General features: G+C 33.9%; 12 protein-coding genes. All 12 read right to left on the bottom strand.

Annotated elements, in window-relative coordinates; all coding sequences use genetic code 11:
* The 12 genes from AC075L_RS02395 to AC075L_RS02340 all read right to left on the bottom strand — a co-directional run bounded on the left by AC075L_RS02395 (position 1) and on the right by AC075L_RS02340 (position 20,452).
* Positions 1–2,094: an ADP-ribosylglycohydrolase family protein gene (locus tag AC075L_RS02395; RefSeq protein WP_118633584.1), complete on the bottom strand. Its 2,094-nt coding sequence runs from the start codon at positions 2,092–2,094 to the stop codon at positions 1–3.
* Positions 2,095–2,118: 24 nt separating this feature from the next.
* Complete coding sequence (locus AC075L_RS02390) at positions 2,119–4,236, bottom strand: ADP-ribosylglycohydrolase family protein (RefSeq protein ID WP_118633583.1); 2,118 nt, start codon at positions 4,234–4,236, stop codon at positions 2,119–2,121.
* Positions 4,237–4,278: 42 nt separating this feature from the next.
* Positions 4,279–5,121, bottom strand: a complete 843-nt coding sequence (locus AC075L_RS02385; RefSeq protein ID WP_055058564.1) for a carbohydrate ABC transporter permease — start codon at positions 5,119–5,121, stop codon at positions 4,279–4,281.
* Positions 5,122–5,136: 15 nt separating this feature from the next.
* Positions 5,137–6,012 (bottom strand): carbohydrate ABC transporter permease, encoded by an 876-nt coding sequence (locus tag AC075L_RS02380; RefSeq protein ID WP_118759463.1) that lies wholly within the window; start codon positions 6,010–6,012, stop codon positions 5,137–5,139.
* Between the two features lie 117 nt (positions 6,013–6,129).
* Positions 6,130–7,623 carry an ABC transporter substrate-binding protein gene (locus AC075L_RS02375; RefSeq protein ID WP_118633581.1) on the bottom strand — a complete coding sequence of 498 codons (1,494 nt, stop codon included), beginning with the start codon at positions 7,621–7,623 and terminating at the stop codon, positions 6,130–6,132.
* A gap of 365 nt (positions 7,624–7,988) precedes the next feature.
* The gene (locus AC075L_RS02370; protein ID WP_118633580.1) at positions 7,989–9,044 is read right to left on the bottom strand and encodes a LacI family DNA-binding transcriptional regulator; all 1,056 of its coding nucleotides are present in this window, start codon (positions 9,042–9,044) and stop codon (positions 7,989–7,991) included.
* A 30-nt stretch (positions 9,045–9,074) separates the two neighbouring features.
* On the bottom strand, positions 9,075–10,778 hold the full coding sequence (ade, locus tag AC075L_RS02365; RefSeq protein WP_118633579.1) for an adenine deaminase: 1,704 nt from the start codon (positions 10,776–10,778) through the stop codon (positions 9,075–9,077).
* Positions 10,779–11,014: 236 nt separating this feature from the next.
* Positions 11,015–11,794: a hypothetical protein gene (locus AC075L_RS02360; protein WP_118633578.1), complete on the bottom strand. Its 780-nt coding sequence runs from the start codon at positions 11,792–11,794 to the stop codon at positions 11,015–11,017.
* Between the two features lie 23 nt (positions 11,795–11,817).
* Positions 11,818–14,187, bottom strand: a complete 2,370-nt coding sequence (locus AC075L_RS02355; RefSeq protein ID WP_476387086.1) for a hypothetical protein — start codon at positions 14,185–14,187, stop codon at positions 11,818–11,820.
* A 244-nt stretch (positions 14,188–14,431) separates the two neighbouring features.
* Positions 14,432–15,574 (bottom strand): hypothetical protein, encoded by a 1,143-nt coding sequence (locus AC075L_RS02350; RefSeq protein WP_476387085.1) that lies wholly within the window; start codon positions 15,572–15,574, stop codon positions 14,432–14,434.
* A 120-nt stretch (positions 15,575–15,694) separates the two neighbouring features.
* Positions 15,695–16,525 (bottom strand): hypothetical protein, encoded by an 831-nt coding sequence (locus AC075L_RS02345; protein WP_476387084.1) that lies wholly within the window; start codon positions 16,523–16,525, stop codon positions 15,695–15,697.
* A 3-nt stretch (positions 16,526–16,528) separates the two neighbouring features.
* Positions 16,529–20,452: a hypothetical protein gene (locus tag AC075L_RS02340; protein ID WP_118633576.1), complete on the bottom strand. Its 3,924-nt coding sequence runs from the start codon at positions 20,450–20,452 to the stop codon at positions 16,529–16,531.
* Positions 20,453–20,487 lie beyond the last annotated feature (35 nt).

Below are 20,487 nucleotides of genomic sequence, written 5' to 3'. Positions count from 1 at the left end.
TCATTCTCCTAACACAATAAAGCTATCGCAAGTCATAGTTCCTTTTGAGATTGTAAATCCTGCACCTCCGCATGTATAAGCAGCATCACTTGTGCACAAAATTTTTTCTTCATTGACCCAAAAACTTAATTGGTTTCCATATGCAGCAAACTGTAATTTATACGGCTTATCTTCTACATATATAAACTCTGTCTCTGTAAGAATTTTTCTGTTTCCATCTTTCTGCATAAATATCTGTGCCGTATTATAATTCGTAAGAATAGCTCCATAATATCGTTTATGCCCTGTACTCCTTACAACTAATCCTCCAGATTTATGTAAGCTGAAATAGACTATAGATTCTACTTTATAATCTTTCCATTCCCTGCTTCCAATGGTTACCAGTCCATCATCTTCCTGATGTGATACGCAATATGTCTGATTAAAATCTGCTGCAAATTGTGCTGCCGAACTTGCAAACCCAGCCAACCAGAGCGGATTTGTATTCCAAATAGAATTCATCAGCATTCCTCTCTGAGCAAATTCAGAAGGTGCACCATCCCAATTAACACTGTGAATCATTACATTACCCGCAAATCTTTTCACTGATGAAATCTGATATCCCAATTTATATATGGGCATTCCTTTTGTGTCTGGCACTTTCCAGTTAAATTCTTTGATTTGTTTTTCCAGCTTTTGAGGTTCTCCATATATTACCTGACTTTGGTTATCAATATCATAATATAAAATATATGGAGTTAAAAATACCTCCTGTTCCGTATCTACACTGGCTTTCGTTTTTACTATCTGCGAAGAATAAAGTGTAGGAGAAGCTACCGTAGAAAAATTCAATGCAACCTTTGAAAAATCTATAAAAGTCTGTGTAGACACATTTGCTGTTACCCCATCAGCTACACATTCACATGAAATAACCAGTGCATTTTCATTACTGCTTTCATTTTTATTATGTACATCTACCTTACTCTTACATCCATGATCAAATTCACATGGCAAAAATCCCTGTAATGAACCTGGAAATTCAAATGTATATCTTTCTTTGGATATTTCAACACTTTCTCCAGTTAAATGGGCTGCTGCATTTAGAATTTTCTTCGATTCAATAACTGCATCAGAAACAACAGAACCGCCATCTGAAGTAACAACATACATCATATCCGCAACCGGCGTACGAAAATCAGCCCCGGCATTGATTCCATCTATTCCAAGACGAATTCCATTAAATGCCCCAACATTTCCCGCATTACAGTCAGTATCCCATGCCGCTGATGCTGCAATATTGATTGATTTTTGAAAATCATCTCCACCAAGCAAGATAGCTGCTATTACCATTGCATGATTAGGAACCATATGACAGCAACCTGGCCAAACTCCATATCCATATTTCGGATCAAGATATTCTCTTACTTTCCTCCAATCCGTTTCTTTACTGCAAATATCTCTGACATCGGAAACAATACTTTTCAAAAGCGGATCTGTTACATATTTTCCCGCTCTGTCCAGCAATACATTCACATCTTTTTCTGTAAATGCCATCGCCTCCAGCGCAGCCAAGTGGCAGGCTGCCTGAACTGCAATTCCATCGTGACTGACACTTGCAGCTTTTCTAACCAGTTCAACTGCTAAATCTGGATTATCCGGACAGGACATAGCAATGGCATCAATAAATATCTGTGCTCCAATCTGTTCAGATAAGGTTTTTCCATTTATTTTCATAGAACCACTCATTGGTGCTTCTATACCATTTTTTAAATTTAAAAAAGCAGTATGCTCTGTAGATCGTCCCAATCCACCCCACCAGAGAATTGTCCTATTTTCAATAATATAGTTCAACCAGGTATCCCCAAATGCTTTTGCCGGAATATTTTTGTCATATCCATAGTCTTCTAATGCTCTGAAAAAACCAAACGTTCCCGATATGTCATCATCCGCAACAATAAGAGGAACTCCTACCCTGTCATGAACATAATATTTTACTTCATCAAAAGTATCTCTTATTTTTTGATAACTCCAGCCTTCAACCGGACGTCCCAAATAAACACCTATAAGTTTTCCCAGTACGCCTGCATAAATCTTATTTTTAAACCGCCCTACCATTCTGTCATTCCTCCGAGTCATCCACTATAATCTGCAAATTTCAAAACCATCTCCAAGTATAGCCCCAGTATCTACTACAAATCCTGCCTGTCCATTGTCATATTCTGAATCTTTCCCCTTTACAACAATGTTTCCATCAATTTTCATAATCAGGTTATCTGCTTTTACAGCAAATTCAAGCTCATAAGTATGATCAATCAAATAATCGAACGGTGCTCTTGCAATCTCAATTCTTTTCTCATTCTGTTGTTTATAAATCACTGCACAGTCTTCCGTAAGAACTGCCCCATAATATCTTCTGTGCCCTTTTGCTCTGGCAACCAGACCTGCCGATTCCTGTTGAGAAAAAGTAATTGTACTTTTGACAGCATAATCTTTCCAATCAGAAGTTCCTGTTGTTACCACTCCATTTTCTACTGCATTACAAATCGAAAAAGTAACCGTATAGTCCGGATTAAAGTGATCTGCTGACGAAACAAATGTTTTCAACCATGACGTTGTAGTCGTCCATGGTGTCAATGTTGGCGTCATGTCCATAGATCTTCCCATCTTATATTTTTCCGGTGTATTTGCCCAGTCGATGGATTTCACTATAATACTTCCATCCAGTCTTTCTTCACTTGTTAAGCAAATTCCCACTCTGAAAATGGGATGTCCCTGAGTATCCGGTACATTCAAATGTAAGATATTGCGTCCCTTATTTAATCCATGTTTGCCACAGTAAATATTTTCCAGAAAATCATTTTCATCAAAATACTCGAAAAACAATTCAAGTTTTGGATTCTTATCATTTAATGCATCGACAACCAGGCAAATATCCTGTCCACTATAAAGCGTCGGTGAACAAAGAACATCAAAATAACTGGTTCCTTCTTTTCCTTTAGGTTTTAAGTCAATAAATGTATCTATTGCAACAGATGCATGTACCCCACTCGCCAGTCCTTCATAACAAATCCTACATCCATATTCTCCTGTAGTTTCATATGAATTTTCAATTTTCGTCAATACCTGTTCTTCGCAATCTTTATCATATGGTACAATTCCCTGTACGGAACCCGGATATTCAAACGCCAGTCTTTCCTCTGGCAATTTAATTTCTTCCCCATTTAATTTGGCTGCTGCCTTTAAAATTTTTCGTGTCTCTATAACTGCATCTGAAATACAGGAACCACCATCACTTGTTACTACATAAAGCCTGTCTGCTACCGGTCTTCTTAAATCTGCTCCTTTTGTAAATCCATCCAGCCCCAGTCTAATTCCATTCAGGCATCCGACATTTCCACTGTTACAGTCTGTATCCCATCCGGCTGAGCATGCAATCATGCATGCCTTCTGAAAATCATCTCCACCCATGATAAATGCCATGAGAAGAGTCAGATGATTCGTAATCATTGGACAATTTCCCGGATATTTATCATATCCATGCTCATCCGCAATCCACTGTCGAACCTCATACCAGTCAGAAGCTTTTGCACATTTCTCTCTTAACTCATCTATTAAACTCTTAAATTCTTCATTATCAATATATGCAAGTCCTTTATCCAAGAGTTTATCGATATCTTTTTCTTCAAAAGCCATTGCCTCCATAGCTGCAAGATAAACAGCCGCATCAACAGCTACTCCATCATGACTCACACTTGCTGCTTTTCTGGCCATTTCGCAGGCACGCTCAGGGTTTCCCGGATTTACCATTGCCCAGGTATCAATAAATATTTCCGCCCCTATCTGCTCTGCCATACTCTGCCCATTTAAAGCTATGGAACCACTCATTGGTGCTTTAATTCCATTTTTTAATCTCAAATATGCAGTATGTTCTGTACTTCTGCACAAACCTCCCCACCAGAGAATCGTTTCATTTTCAACAATGTAATTAAGCCATGCATCTCCAATCTCTTCAGCAGAAATGTTTTCTTTATATCCAGAATCTTCTAAAGCTCTGAAAAAAGCGAATGTTCCTGATATATCATCATCTGGAACAATCAACGGAGCTCCTGTTTTATGATTTTTATAATATGATACTTTCCCAAAGGTATTTTTAATATTCTCAAAAGTCCATCCTTCTACCGGACGTCCCAGGTAGACTCCTATAATTTTCCCAAGTACACCTGCATATATATCATTTTTGTAGTTTTCTAATGCCATATTTCCGCTCCTCATACCTTATATATTTATCCCATAAATCTTTTAACCCTTAACAGCACCACTTACCATCCCATCGACAAAGTGTTTCTGAGTCAATAAGAAAAATACAATAATCGGTCCTATGAGAATCATAGCTGAAGCCATTAAAATTGACATATTTGAGCCATAGCTTCCGTTCATTGAAAGAAAACCAAGTGTTGCTGTAAAATGCTTCTCTCCCTGGAGAAATGTTGATGTAATTAAATATTCATTCCAGGACTGCAAGCCAATCAGTACTGCAACTGTAATAAGCCCTGGAGAAACAACCGGCCGCATCACGGACCAGATTACCTGTCGTGTATTTGCGCCATCAATTCTTGCTGCCTCTTCCAGTTCTCTCGGAACATTAAGAAAGAATGTTCTCATAAGAAAGATTGCCAGTGGCATATATGTTGCTGATAAAATAACACTTGTTGCCGGAATGTTTCCAATCAAATTCATCTTTGCGTAAGCATAGTAAAGTGGAAATAAGAACAACTGAATCGGAACCGTCATTGCAACCATAAAATACATTAGCACCGCACCACTGCCTTTAATTCTTTTTCCTGCAAGAACATAGCCTGCAAGTGTTGCGCAAATAAGTACAATAATAACTGTACATCCCGTAAGTTTTACACTGTTTAAAAATCCTTTTGCAAACTTACCCGTAGTCCATGCCTGAATATAATTTTCAAGATGAATAATATCCGGTAAACTTAACGGATTTCTTACAATTTCAGCGTTTTCTTTAAAACTATTGATAAGTACCAAAAATATAGGAAATAAACAAATAACAGCTAAGATAATAAGAACCATATGTATAATTACATTCACTGTTATTTTCTTTTTCATTGATGCAGCTCCCATAATTTAACAGTCCCCCTATTCTATTGATTCTTTCTTAGTCATACGTGCATAAATCATAGATGCTATCAACCCAAAAATACTGATAAACATTCCAACAGAAGCTGCTTTTCCAACTTTCATAGAACTAAATGCAAAGGAATATGCATATGTTCCTAATACCTCTGTAGAATGAGCAGGACCGCCTCCGGTGAGAAGCTTAACATAATCAAATGACAGAAACGAACCTATTGTAATCATCATAAACATTAATTTGACAGTAGGCATAATGTTAGGAAGATATACATATCTAAATAACTGCCATCCATTACATCCTTCTACTTTTGCAGCTTCCACCTGATCTGTCGGCACCTGTCTCAATGCCGCCAGATAAATAACAGTCAGATAACTCCAATAATGCCAGATATCAACCCCTGCACATGCATAAATTGCACTCTTCATACTTGCCAGAGGTGAGCTGATATCCCATCCAAAAGTATTTCGCAGGAAAGCTACTACGCCAACCACCGGACTGAACATAATATTCAGCCAAAGCATTGCATTAACCGATGGAGCCAGAACATATGGAATAAGAAATGCTACCTGATAAATACTTCTGGTTTTCTTCCTGCTCAGAAGTAACATTGCTGATAACATTCCAATAACTACCGGAATGGTAAGAAACATAATTGCCCAGATAAAGTTATTTTTAATAGCTATAAAAAACACATTATCATGAAATAATTCCTGATAATTTTGAAGTCCTATAAAATTAATATCCGGTGATAGTCCATTCCAGTCTGTAAAAGAATAAACCACCGTCATAATTCCCGGAACCAAAATAACGCAAACACTTATAATCAGAGCTGGAGCTATCAATAGATAATTCCAGTTTATCTTACTTCGTTTATTCATAGGATATCCCGCCTTCACACATTTATAAAAGGGCAGATGGCATATAGGATTTTTCCTTAACCATCTGCCCCTTTTCTGCCAATATTTTTTTCGTACACAGATCAAAAATTTCAGAATTTATTCTATTCCTGCCGGTTTCGGAATTGGAGGAACCAGCCCCTTCTTAAATTCTTCCTGGAAAGCAGTATCCAAAGATTTCACATAGTCATCCACACTGGATGTTCCAAACCATACTTCATCAATATTTACAATTCTCTGCTGTGTATCTGCCGGGAAGAATACATTGTCATAGAAACCAAAATTGCCTTTTCCTACTGCTTCTGATACTTTCTGTACAACTTCCATAAATGATTTTGATAAATATCCCATTCCAGAAGTGTCAACTGTAGATAAATCTTTAAGAGGAGTTCCCCAGTATCCAGGCCATGCAGTCGTCATTTCCTGCGTAAATTCTGGTGACATCATAATATCAATAATTTTTGCAGCTTCGTCTTTATGTTCCTGACTTACATTCGCATTAATTGATAATGTACATGCAGCTCCAAGAGTATATGTCTCATCCGGAACTTCTTCAGTAGATGGGAATGGTATAAATGCAATATTCTCAGTCTTATCATCTGTGAAATAAGAAGCCGCCCACTGGAATGCAATAGATGGTCCAATAAAGAATGGTGATTTTTCATCTGCTAACAACTGTAGAGATTCACTGAAATTAAGATTTACATAATCATCTCCTGCAAGGTATCCTTTATCCCACCACTCTTTTGATTTCTCAATTGCAGCTTTTACATCATCATTGTCCCAACTTTCTTCACCAGTCAGACATTTATAAACTGTATCTGGAGTTGCTATATGTGTCAGGAAAAGAGAAGCATAATTTTCATTTACCGGCTGCCAGCCTTTATTGCCTGTTACAGATGCATATAAGCCTTTTTCCATTGCCTCATCCATGATTGTTTCCATGTCTTCTATTGTTTCAGGCACTTCCCATCCATTATCTTCCAGCACTTTTTTGTTATAGAAAACCCCCATTGTACTAATTCCATTTGTCAAACTATAAAGTTTTCCGTCCACTGTACCAGACTCATAATATGGCTCTAAAATTCTGTCTTTCCAACCATATTCTTCTGCATATGTATCCATTTCTTCAAGTTTTCCAGCTTCGACTAATGGCATTACAAACGCTGGACCCGATCCATAAACAATATCCGGTCCCTGATTAGCCGCCAGAGCCGTCGTCATATCAGAATCAACAGATGGTCTAAATTCCACAACTAACTGATATTTATCTTGTGAAGCATTATACTCATCAACAAGATATTTTTTCATTGCATCCTGAGCATATGGCTCAGCTCCCCAGAACCACAGATTAATTTCTTCTCTGTCTTTCATGGAATCATCAGATGCCTTCGTTACATCCTCTCCATCATCAGTTGTCGTGTCTTCTGATTCCTGATTCTCACTATCTGCTGTATTCGAAGTATCATCAGCGGCAGACCCTGTAGTCTCTTCTTCTTTTGAATTACTACTTCCCGTTGAAACACCACATCCTGCCATTGAGCTTATAACCACTGCAGTTGTCATAAATACAGCCAAAGCCTTTCTCTTCATTTTTATTTCCTCCTTTGGTTGATAAAATAATAGTTAACTGTTTTGCTTGATATTTCACACATTTTCCTTTGTTAACCTAATTATAACCATTTTTACCATTTTGTCAACCAAATTTATTAATCATTTTTTATTTATTTTGTTCATTTTTTCATTATATTTTTCATTTAATTTAGTATACTTGTATATTTCTCTGTTAATATAATTGTTTTTTACATATTTATATTGATTAACTTTTGGTTAACAGTTTATTTTTCTTGTTATTTGGACATTATCCATAAAATTCCGAAATCAGATTCGTAAAAAAAAATTACTCCACTGTTTCCAATAGAGTAATTTTTAATTGCATTTTATTGTTTTCAGAATATTTATTCATTATTATATATTTTCACGGATTTTCTTTCAATTAAAGCCGGTGCAAAATATGTATTTCTAATCGGATTTTTATCTTTGCCTGTAATACGATTAATAATCGTTTCACAGGCTTTCTTTCCCATTAATTCGCCAGGTTGTTCTATAGTAGTCAATGGAGGACTAAGCACTGTTGTTACATATAAATCATTAAATCCTACAATAGATATATCTTCTCCAATCGTCAGTCCCTGCTCTTGTGCATACTGATAAACGCCTAAAGCTATTTCATCATCATACGCAAAAACCGCATGAACCCCCAAACTATTCAGATATTTCATTCCTTCATATCCCGTCTGTCTTTTATATTGCCCATAGAAAATATATTCTTCCTTAATAGAAATGTTATGAAATGCCAAAGCCTCTTTATATCCTTCGATTCGCTTTCTGCAAGTGTATACTTCTCTTGCACCAACAATCATGCCTATTTTATCATGTCCACTATGAATCAAATACTCTGTTGCCATATAACCACCGCTTTTATTATCTGCTGTAATAAAATCACAATAAACTCTGTCAACAGCTTGGTCTAATAATAAAAAAGGTATTCCTGAATTTTTTAAAGCCCAGCCTAGTTTTTCATTATTATCTTCAATATTCATGTCCATTGACGGAACGACAATCAAGCCCGATACTTTGATATCTGTCAAAAATCTGATGCGATCTAAAGTTTGCTCTGTAGTGTCATTCACCGTACATGTGACAGTACGATAACCATAAATCTGGCAGTATTCATCAATTCCCTTCTGGCATGCATCCAGAAATTCATTATAATATCGTGGACGTATTACACCAATAATTGATTTTTTTTCAAAATTATTGCAGACATTTTCAATTGACAATTCTTCATTTTTTTTCTTTTCTTCAAAATTATAACCTAACTCTTTCGCTGCCTCGATAATCTTCTGTCTTGTTGCTTCTGTTATTCTTGAAGGTTTATTATTCAATACCAGCGATACACTGGCAATGGAAACATTGGCTCTTTCAGCAATATTTCTAACTGTAGGTTTCATCCAGTACCTTCCCCTCTTCACATTCAAAAATTAGTATGAACAAAATTCGCCACCTAAAACATCATAAACGCCTCTTGGTGTAATACGTACTTCTGGTATAACCGGAAGTGCCATAAAAGACAACGTAATAAATGGGTCTATTCCTCTTCCAACTCCCATTTCATGTGCCTTATTAATCATATTTTTTAATTTATGATTATTATATTGATAACCGGCATCGCTCATAAGTCCCATAACAGGAAGCTCTAAAGTATCAAATATTTTGTGATCTGCCACTATCGTATAACCTCCCTGTGTACGTATCAGTTCCTGTACTGCCAATACCATATCTTCATCGTTATCCCCTATGACGATAATATTATGAGAATCATGAGAAACGCTGGAAGCTATTGCTCCTTTTTGTATTCCAAAGCCACTGACAATTCCCACACCGGTCTTACCTGTAGATTTATGTCTCTCAATCACTGCAATCTTCTGATATTGTGCATTTGATAAAAATAAACACTTGCCCCCTGAGAATTTTTTTATCTGTTTTTTCGTGGTAATCTGCCCCTCCTGCATTTCTATTACAGGAAAATACCCCGTTGGTGATTCTAACTGTAAGTCATTTTTCGAAAATTTTCCGACATGGACTGTATTTTTCAGCTCATCCGGACATTTTTTTATTTCAATTTCTTCCTCTTGCTCTATTACTTCGCCTTTATAATATACATTTTCTATAGATATTTTATTTAAATCGTTTAATACCACCAAATCCGCCTGATACCCCGGCGCAACTGCTCCCAGATTATGAAATCCATAACAGATTGCCGGATATATTGTTGCCATTTTTATAGCAGAAACAGGATTCATCCCAAGCTCTATTGCTTTACGAACATTATGATCAATATGACCTTCCCGTTCAATATCTTCAATATGTTTATCATCCGTGCAAAAACAAAATCCCTCTACCGGTATATTATTTTCTACTATACCTTTCACAATTGCTTCTAAATTCTTAGCTGCACTTCCCTCTCGAATCAGTACAGTCATGCCATTCCTTCGTTCTCTCATTGCATACTGAAAATCCGAGCACTCATGATCTGTAGATATTCCGGCCATTACATATGCCTGCAAATCTTCTTCCGCTAAAAATGGTGCATGTCCATCACGAACTTTGTTTTTAAATAAATCCAGCTTCCGGTGCATACCCGGATCAGCATTTACAACCGAAATGTAATCCATTACTTCACCTAATCCCAATATTCTCTCATTATCAAGATATTGAGTCATGTCTTCTGCTGTAAGCGTACATCCATTATCATCGATTGAAGTTGCTGGAACACACGAAGGCATCATCACAAAAACATTTGCGCTTGCATCCTCCGTCTGATCCAGAATATAATTGATACCGGCCAATCCTGATACATTTGCAGATTCATGAGGATCAACAATAAATGTTGTCGTTCCATGACGTGAAGCAACTGTAACCAGTTCTTTCGGAGTAACTAAAGTCGATTCCAGATGAAGATGACTGTCAATAAATCCAGGGCAGACATATTTTCCTGTCATGTCATGTTCCTGTTTACCTTCATAATTTCCTATTCCAACAATCATCCCATCCTCAATAGCAATATCTCCGGTGATGATTTCATTGGTAAACACATTTATAATTTTAGCATTCTTCAGAACTAGCTCTGCCTCTTTAAATCTGCGGGTAACTTTTGTATATTCTCGATAAACCTTTAAATCCATAGTTTTTCTCCTTTGATTGTTTTAAGGAAAACGCATAAAATATACAAACAAAGGTCTTATTTATAAAGGTATTATAATTATAGATATTATCATGTATACAGGCAAATAGCAACTTTTTATAGCATTTTTACCATGTTACAATTTGTTTTGTAATATAATTTAGTATGTCAGGAGAATGTTTTCTCCTGACATGTTTCTTATACTTCTTCATAAGTAATATAGGAATTGGAAGTGCCTTAAAGTTCCACCCCAACTATCATGTTTCTTAAAAAGTCAAATTCTATTGATGTTAAATTTGGCTCAGTTAAGTATCCCCATCTACGTGGAACAAATGAAAAATAATCTACTGCTCTATTATATTCCGGCAATGTTAATCCTCGTGGCTGCTCGGAATCATTATATAAATATTCACTTCCATCTGCCATACGTTGTATTTTATATCCAGATGTAAGCAATGCAACAAGCTCTCTTCCCGTTACTGTTAACCGATTGCCGCGTGCATCCCATATATTTTCCGGAATACGTTTCGAGACTAAATAAAACGGCAAATTCTTTTGAATCCCACCTAATATCAATGCATCATTCATTAAAAGAGTCCAATTGTTAGACCATGAAATACTTCCACTTGAATATTCTGTTGCAATCCCAAAATTCTTATGCATGGCTTCATCCAAAAGTGGTACCTCTACTGTAGAATCACGCAAACGTACCCCTACCATTTCATCCAGACTTGCAATCTGCTGTGGATCTTGCATTGGAAATTGCATAGCAACTCTTCCAAGAAGTACTGTTCCCAGAGGATTATCCATCGTATTAACTAACATCCCCCATGCATTTGCTATATTTCCCATATAATGTGCCCTGAATACATCATATGATAATGGGGCTTGTCCTGGTGTACTTCTCGCTTTTAATCCATGGAAATAATATCTGTTTAAACGAAATACATCTAATCGAAACTTATCAAAATTATTATATCCCATAGTGGTTAAAACTTGAATATTTGGATATGGCATATTTTCCCCCTCCTTTCGCTTTTTTAAATAAACGGTACGTTATTTATAATTCGATAAGGTGTGCAGGCTTCATTTTCTACAATTGGCACATAAGTAATGCCATAAGTCGGATCATATAATGCTCCATTGTTAGAATATAATTTTAAATCCGGAATATAATTCATTTTTTTATAAAGGCACTTCGTTGCTTCATTATACTCTTCAGGCACTCCCCAAGCATTGTACTTTGTTTGGATTATTTCATTTTCTTTTGTTTCCATATATAACGTTTCGGCATCGTCATAAACTAATCCATACCATTTTTCTCCTGTTCCCAGCATTGCTATAGGTCTGTTTCCTACATATACGTAGCACTCATAATCTCGCTCTTGTGCTGTCACGGCTTCAATTTGTTCTAGCCGTCCATCTTCCGAATATAAATAGTGATATGAAATCGCAGTTTGCGCCTCCGGCAAAGAGTAAATCATATTTACTACATTTGCAAATATATCATAATGAAAGCTGTAAAGCGATTCTATAACTCCTGATGATGATAACTTTCCAATTGAAGTTATCTTTGCTGGAAATAGTGTATCATATTGTATTTTTAACTCTTCAGTCGATCCATTTTTCTCTGTTATGCATCCAGAATCATTATAGACAAATGTGTTTATGTCTGCACTTATAAGTTTATCCGTCCCAGCCATATACTGAAGTATTTTTTTACTGCCTCCAATATCATATTCTAACAAGTTTCCATTTAAATCATATTTTAAGTTGTTTTCTTTATCTGTAACATCTTTTAATCTTAAATATTCATCATATATATATTTTCTTACATACCCTCCCGGTTCATATTTCACCTGTTCTAAACGTTCATATTTTCTATTATTTTCTGTATATAATTTTTCTACAGAATATATGCGTTGATTTTTATCAGTCAATTTCATCATTATTTGGCGGCCAAGGAAATCATATTTAATTTCATTAATTGTTCCATTACAATCTGTGTACTTCAACAATCTATTAAATATATCATATTCTGTGCCAGTAAACACAATATGCGAAAGTGCACCTTTCATATACTGTATTTCTTTCACATTATTATCATTATATTTATAATTAAATACCAAACTTATATCCTGATTTCTCTGGTACTCTATTTGAACAATATTAGACAGGTAATCTTTTTTTATGCTTTGTTCCGTTTTATTGCTGTTAAGCAATGCGGTTTGTTTGCAGATTCGTCCCATTTGATCATAACTATATTCATGAACATAATTTGAATCGCTCATAACATACTTACATAATCTTCCCAAAGAATATCCATGATTTTCTAAATCATATTCATATTGAGAAACAACTTTACAATTCCGCGTCTTTATTGCTCCTACATAGGGATAGTCCGGGTCCATTGTAAAATCCAACAACTCCTGCAAAGTCACATTTGAAAATCCAACTGTACCCATTTCAGCAATTCTACTTCGCTTATCATATTTAAAATACGAGCAAAGGTCTTTGTTAATATCTCCTCCATTAAACACTAATCTTCCATTTCCCGCAATATCCGTTATTAAAACTTTATATCCACTATCTACACTCCATTGCACTTGTATTCTGTTAAATGCAGTTTTTAATTGTTTCATTAACTTATTTTGCAGATTACTTCGATAAAATGTTTTTCCTAATCCCAATATGCTTCCAGTGATTGTTTCGTCTGAAGTAATACCATTTTTTACTTTATATGAAATTCCATCATCAATTACATTGGATGTTCTATGTAATTTTAACAATACATCATTATTTACATCATAAACATTTGTGTCCAGCAGTCCCACATTTTGTTCTTGTATATTTACAAAATTATAGTTTGTATCATAATTAGCGTCTAAGCAAGTTACTAATTTAAAAATTGTATCAAACATGTCCTTACTTTGATAAGATTGTTTCTCCAGATTCCCGTTGCCAGATACTCCTGGACTCATTTCTTCTAAAAATCTTCCTGTACCATTTTTTTCATACTGCTCATATATATATGGATACTTATAATCATCAGATGTCATCAAAAAGTCTCTACCAGATCCCGTTCTATAATAATCTGCCAGTTCTCCTGTCAGTATACCTCTTGGATCTGTTTCCGTTTTTGTATTCCAATTAATAAACGCACAATTTTCTCTGAAAAATAATGGTCTATCATCACTGGTTATTTTTGTCACGTTATCAATAGGATAGGCACCCTTTAAAGTATATGCAACTACTTGACTGGAGCTATTATAAAAGTACATATTGCTGATTATTCGAGTTAAACTATCATTCATGATTTTTATAGTCTGTGTTTGAACTAATCTTCCTAAGTAGTCATAATAATTTACTGCCAAATCAAAATTCTGCATACATATTACTTTGTCTGGCATATTTACACTTAGCTTCTGATCCAACACCAAAACCGAAAAAAATGGATTATTACTAACGACAGTAGAATATATTAATTTTCCATTTAAAATAATAAATAAAATTTCACCCTTTGATCCTATAATCCAATTTGCACTGCTATCAATTCTAAATTCTGCTTCTATTACGGTATATATGGCTTTATTTTTGTAAATAGTTATTCCATCTGTAGTCCATTCAAATACAAAATCTTCAAGACCTCCAAATTCAACTGTATTCCTTCCTGCGTCCCATTACCAGCACTGATGTGCTATTTAGTGTGTATATATTTCCTGGTAAAACTATTTGAGCATTTTCCCTACAGCGAATATCCAGAATCGTATTATGCTTTTCCTTTTTTAAATTTTCTAAATATAATTTTGAATATCCACCTAACATTGCATATCCTAAAATACACATCGGATTTACAATTAATTTATCCGTAATAATTTTATTACCTTCATTTTCTTCCAACAAATATTGAAAGGAAAATTCTACTTTTTTTGTTATCAAATCTAACATCTGAATTGTAGGCACAAAATTATTATCTATATATCCTTTCAAATCATATGTATCTGAATTATATAAATATATTTTACTTTCACAATCAGAAGCCTTAAATAAAATCATCTCAACATATGTTCCAGCCGGAATATTTTTAATAATTCTCGTCTGCGGCAAGTTTCCAGCATTTATATAGGTAGTTTCAATCTTCCAATCATTTCCATATCCATCTTTTCTAGTTACACAACAAACTACATATTTCAGATTAAGAAGAGAATTAACATACACATTGTCACTTAGCTTTATAACACCTCCCTGAGGAAAATATGCAGTTCTGCTTCCCCACAATGAATTTCCCGCTAAAACTGCATTTTCTAAAATATAACCATCTGTCACTATTTTTCCAGAAATATACTCCACATTTTCATATGGTTCAAATCCTGTATAAGCAGACATACACTTTTCATTTTCATCACTATAGCAAACCCCATCAAATGTTGCTAATAACATATCTGGTTCTTTTGATGAATACTGTGCCTGACTATATAATCGAAATCCAGCTCCTGTTACTCCACCATAGACAACTCCACCAGTTAATCTAGTATGTCCCATCTGATCATATGACAAAACTTCGTTAACTTTAACATGACTAGTTTCAGTTATACCATCCTGACAACTAGAACTTAAATAAATCAGCCTGTCTGTATTATCTATATCTTTTCTTGTTGTATATGAGCTACTTACCTCATTATATTGAACTTGTTTACCTGTAAAATCCAGAATTTTTTCTGCCACATTGTCCAACAATGCTATTGCCGTTTTAGCAATATTTGAATATGTGGCTTCTGATTTTTCCCAAGCATACACATACGAGGTTCTTTTTGTCATGTTTTTTACAATTGATGTCAGATTATCGTTCCATCCATTAATACTTTCATTTGTTTCTTTTATCTGTCTCTTTTCATTATAAATACTTTCACAGTAACTTTAAATTCCATCTTGATTCTTAGTCACTTTATATGGTAATGATATATCATTATTATCAATACTATATACATAATCCTGCATGAAATTTTTTTTAATTTTATCAAAGTCTACCTTAAATTTTCCAAAAGAGTATTGAGGAACATTATTCATATTATTAATATAAGCATAGCTTCCACTTTTATTAACATAATAATTTGCATATTTTCCTAATGATACCATGGTACTTCCACAAACCGGATTAATTAATTGAGCTGCATCACTAAGAGGTATTTCTCCTGAATCAATATTAAAATTAGGTTTCATCTCTGAATCGTAGGTCACTATTGCCACATGATACTTTGACTCATCATCAATTGCGATATAAGATTCGCCTGTATAAAATATACTTGTATATTTATCAGATAAAAATTCTGTTCTTTTTCCAATATATGTATATTTGTTCGATGCATTTGTCATATACAAACTTTCACCAAATCCAACTAATCCTCGTATTCCATATTGAGGATGAACCAAATATCCTCCAAAATTAATTATTCCTGCTGCTACTTTGAAATAATCTGATAACTCAGCTAATTCATGGAGTTCCTTTTCTTCTCTAAAAAAATAATATCCCCCACAAGAATAACAATCTTTATACTGCCTAGCTTCCGGCTTTGTAAAATAAGGAAATGAGTATATTAAGCTATCGTCTTTTGTTTTCGCCATATTAGACACTTTTCCTAACAGTGAAAGCCCGTACAAATCTGCATCTTCCAAGTTTTCTCCTACTTTTACCTGTTTTAAATCTTCTCTACCTTTATATAGTTTTATAGATTCTATTATTCTTCTCATACATTACACCTCCTCTTCGATATAGGCATTAACTTCATTATAAATAACAGATTTTGCATCTCTTATGTACGTAGCCATATAAGTATCATACTCATATAAAGTCTGATCTACGACATTTTCATCTGTTTCCAAAATTGTTTCAACCTTTTGTATCACATAATCATTAAGTACCTTCTGAAGAGAATCATCGCAAAATTTCTTTAAAATGAACTGTGTACTATCTGTTCCTTTAACATTGAGTAGTAACGTATCATAATTAAACCACATATCTGTGTTTTCTACGTTTATATTCCACTTAAAATATTCTCCTAAATATCCTGTCTGTAAAATGATTCCATCCTGAGCATTTGCAATCATATATTTACTCTCTCTGGTAAGCATATACATACTTCCATTTAGATGGCATGCTGCATCAATTTTTTCAAAACTATTTGGATATTCCCATTCAGATAAATTGCCCCTTTCCACCACTGTTAATTTATTATTGGAAAATACTGCATATTCAAAAAACTGATCACTGAATAAATAAATTCCTTTTGTTTCTTTCCATTTTGCAAATAATGCAGCATCTACATGTTCAAATTGGCTTCCCTTTATTCCATTTTTTATTTCTTGTTTATTTATTTCCCACGAATATGCTGTATTTTGAATATAGTAATATTTCCCCGAAAAATAAAATATTAAATTATCCTCTGGAAGATTCACTGCTGCATCCACAAACACTTTTTCATTTGCAATTTCTAACTCTTCACTTTTTTCAAAAAGGCAATTTTTAAATGTATATTTTTTGTTTCCTTTAAATAATGTTATTTCTGTTCCTCTGGAATCATTTAGCATCATTCCTGTAATGCCCTCTGCCCATCCACTTAATAAGGCAGGTTTTTTTAATTTTCCATTTTTAATTGTACTATAATAAATTTTATTTTCACTTGTAAAAAAAGGAATATAATTATAAATATTGCCATATGAATATATATCTGTTAAAACATCACCTTGGATTTCACCGCTTTCAAAATTCAAACCTTTTCCAAGCGCACTCAATTGATTTTGACCATTTTCTCTAAACCATACAGTTTTTCCATCAACCATAAAACGATTTCCGTAAAATGCCGTATTAGGGTCTATTGTAATTTTAATACTGTTCTCTAACAACTGCTGCACAATAGTAGAGCCCGCCATCAACGCAATTGATAACACTGATAATATCGTTCCAAAAATGGACGTAAATCCTAATGGCAATAACATAATCGAAAATGCCAACCCCGTATAGCCTAAATATTTCAGCCATTTTTCTTCTTGCTGATCAGTTATTATTTGAGTTGAGTCAATACTTCCCGTTTCAATTTTTTTAAACTCCATTTTTTCCTGATCATAATACTTGTAAGTTTTTTGATAAATTCCTGCTGTTCCTTCGGATATCTTCGTATAAAATGTTTCAAAAAAGTTATCTCTAAAAATACATTTATGATTCTTTTCAATAAAATTTTTATTATTTTTTATATTAACTCCATCATAAATATATTCAACAGTCCCTTGCGTTTCAAAATTTTTAATATTTCTTTCTGGCATATTAAAAACATAGGTATATGTAATTCCATTTCCTGATGCTGCTGCACTGGTTGATAAGTACATACTATTTACATCTTCCGTATAAAATTTATCATCTTCATATTGAATTTGTCTTAAATAAGATTCTCCCAATAGTTTAAATTTTTCTTCCTGTTTATTTAAAAGAATTTCAACTCCCCAGTCCATTTCTGCCAGTTCTCTCATGTATGACGATTGAGTCGGATTATTTCTCGCATAAAATCCAATTAAATTTTTTGCCTTTAACGGGAGATATATTACATTACCCAATTTTTCTACTTTTCCAATTTTAGAAATGTTTCCCCCTATTGTTATATGTGCTGATAATTCAATCGGACTTGCAACTATTGGAGGGACTGACGATGTAAAATTTGTCATAACAACAACATTAGGAACATATCCTATATCCTGCACCTGACTGGTTGTTCCATCATTTCTAATAAAAAAACACCGCAAAATATTTTTATAATAAGTAAGTGCCCGTCCCGCAAATCCTACAGGAGCTATCGAATAGCTGTCTTTGTATAGAGTAAAAATTCCCCAGTTATCCTGCATACAAGTCGCTGCTACCATTGCAGTTATACCACATTTTTCTTTTACATTAATCGCATTACCAACCAAATGATATTGTGCACCATCGAATATATATGGATATAAATAAAAATCTCCATTTATCACTGTAGAAATCAGTAACTTATTATTTCCAATATTTACATCTGTAACTGTTCCTTCATACAAAGTTGTATAATTAATTTCTTTCCATTTGTTAATAACAGAATTGGATAATCTATATACTTTTACTGTTAAATAATCCAATGACGTTATTACCAGATCATTATCTGTAAAATCCACATATATATCCGTATCGTATGCATCAAACATAGCTTCCGTGGTTTCTCCTGAAAATAATTCATTAGCAAACCATCCCTGTACAGAATATTTATATACATTAATTGTATAACGATTATCATTAAATAATCTTAAAATAACATGTGTTCCATATGGACTAATTACTTGTTTTTGTTTCTTCAGATTATATATATTTTCCTCTAAATCAAGTGGAACTGAACTCATTCGATTCTCACTATATGAATATTTTTCACATCTTCCGGTCGGATACTGTATCTTTTTTATCAGTCCATATACCGCACCATTAGAAGCCTGATAAACTTTATTTTTTTCTGAAAATCCATCATTTCCAAGTTGCACACCATCATTTTTATTGTAATATTCAAAAGAATATCCTGGTTCAAACATTACTTTTTCTTCAAATTTTCTTTTTATTTCAATCTTATACAACTGTCTTTTTGATAAAAATTCAATATTATCCGCAAGTTGAATAAAATCTGTATTGAAAGAATAGATTTTATCTTCTATCATATTTTTGCAATGTACTATTTGAGAAAGAAATAACTTTTGGAATTTATATTGTATTCCATTTGGTCGTTCCAACAATGTATAATCAATACAATATTCTTCAGATTTTTTTTCTTCGTATTCAAATAATATTTTTTCTGTTTCAATTTGATTTAAGTATACAGTTATCCTGTATAGGTAACTACAAATACAGTACTGCTTTGATTCTTCTCCTTTTGCCACATTTGAAATATGTTGAATATAGCTAAATACTATCATCCCTCCAAATGCATCCATAATATGAGATAATCTCCAACATGTTGTCTTAGAAAACTGGTTAAGAGTATTCACCGATGGACCATTCCATTCCCCCCATGATACAGAATTTTCCCTGGTTGAACTAATAGTATTATCTACATCAGGAGATACCGGATCATTATCCCCTGTAGGATGTGAGATTTTTTTACGAACATTTAAATATTCGTCAGAACTTTTTTCATACATACCAGTAAATGAATTATATGCTCCTTTTTCATTCACTGAAAACGAATCATCTCTTCCAAAAATATATTTTATTCCATATTCATCGTAAAGCATAAAGTAGCCTTGGGTAACATATTCTACAATATAATTAGAGATAGGTGATGTTTTATATGTTATCTTATCTGTTGTTACTTCATCCTGCATTAATGTAAATAACATCCCCTTAAATGCTAAAAAATAGCGTAAATCTGCTCCATCAACAACAGCAAAAATATTATCCTCTATATTTAAACTCCACCCACTCCCTAATAATCCAGTATTTACCTCTCTGTTCCATGTTTCATACACATAAGGCATTGCTGAAGAATCATACTTCAACAAAATATTAAATGCAGCTCCAGCCGCAGTAGTTAACGAAAATATTGACACTTCAAATTTAAGTTTTCCATTTCTCATATCAACATTAACATCTGTTTTACCATTTTCCTTTTTATTGCTCATACGCATATTCCTCCTTTCTTACATCGGCCTCCTAT

It is taken from the genome of Blautia sp. ZXY-1-B12, assembly GCF_056339915.1.
Note: the sequence above shows the minus strand (reverse complement) of the source record. Positions and strands in the feature narration are given on the sequence as shown.

Coding starts and splice junctions, on each gene's coding strand:
- AC075L_RS02395 (WP_118633584.1), bottom strand. CDS start 2,094: ATGGTAGGGCGGTTTAAAAATAAGATTTATGCAGGCGTACTGGGAAAA.
- AC075L_RS02390 (WP_118633583.1), bottom strand. CDS start 4,236: ATGGCATTAGAAAACTACAAAAATGATATATATGCAGGTGTACTTGGG.
- AC075L_RS02385 (WP_055058564.1), bottom strand. CDS start 5,121: ATGGGAGCTGCATCAATGAAAAAGAAAATAACAGTGAATGTAATTATA.
- AC075L_RS02380 (WP_118759463.1), bottom strand. CDS start 6,012: ATGAATAAACGAAGTAAGATAAACTGGAATTATCTATTGATAGCTCCA.
- AC075L_RS02375 (WP_118633581.1), bottom strand. CDS start 7,623: ATGAAGAGAAAGGCTTTGGCTGTATTTATGACAACTGCAGTGGTTATA.
- AC075L_RS02370 (WP_118633580.1), bottom strand. CDS start 9,044: ATGAAACCTACAGTTAGAAATATTGCTGAAAGAGCCAATGTTTCCATT.
- ade (WP_118633579.1), bottom strand. CDS start 10,778: ATGGATTTAAAGGTTTATCGAGAATATACAAAAGTTACCCGCAGATTT.
- AC075L_RS02360 (WP_118633578.1), bottom strand. CDS start 11,794: ATGCCATATCCAAATATTCAAGTTTTAACCACTATGGGATATAATAAT.
- AC075L_RS02355 (WP_476387086.1), bottom strand. CDS start 14,187: ATGCCAGACAAAGTAATATGTATGCAGAATTTTGATTTGGCAGTAAAT.
- AC075L_RS02345 (WP_476387084.1), bottom strand. CDS start 16,525: ATGAGAAGAATAATAGAATCTATAAAACTATATAAAGGTAGAGAAGAT.
- AC075L_RS02340 (WP_118633576.1), bottom strand. CDS start 20,452: ATGAGCAATAAAAAGGAAAATGGTAAAACAGATGTTAATGTTGATATG.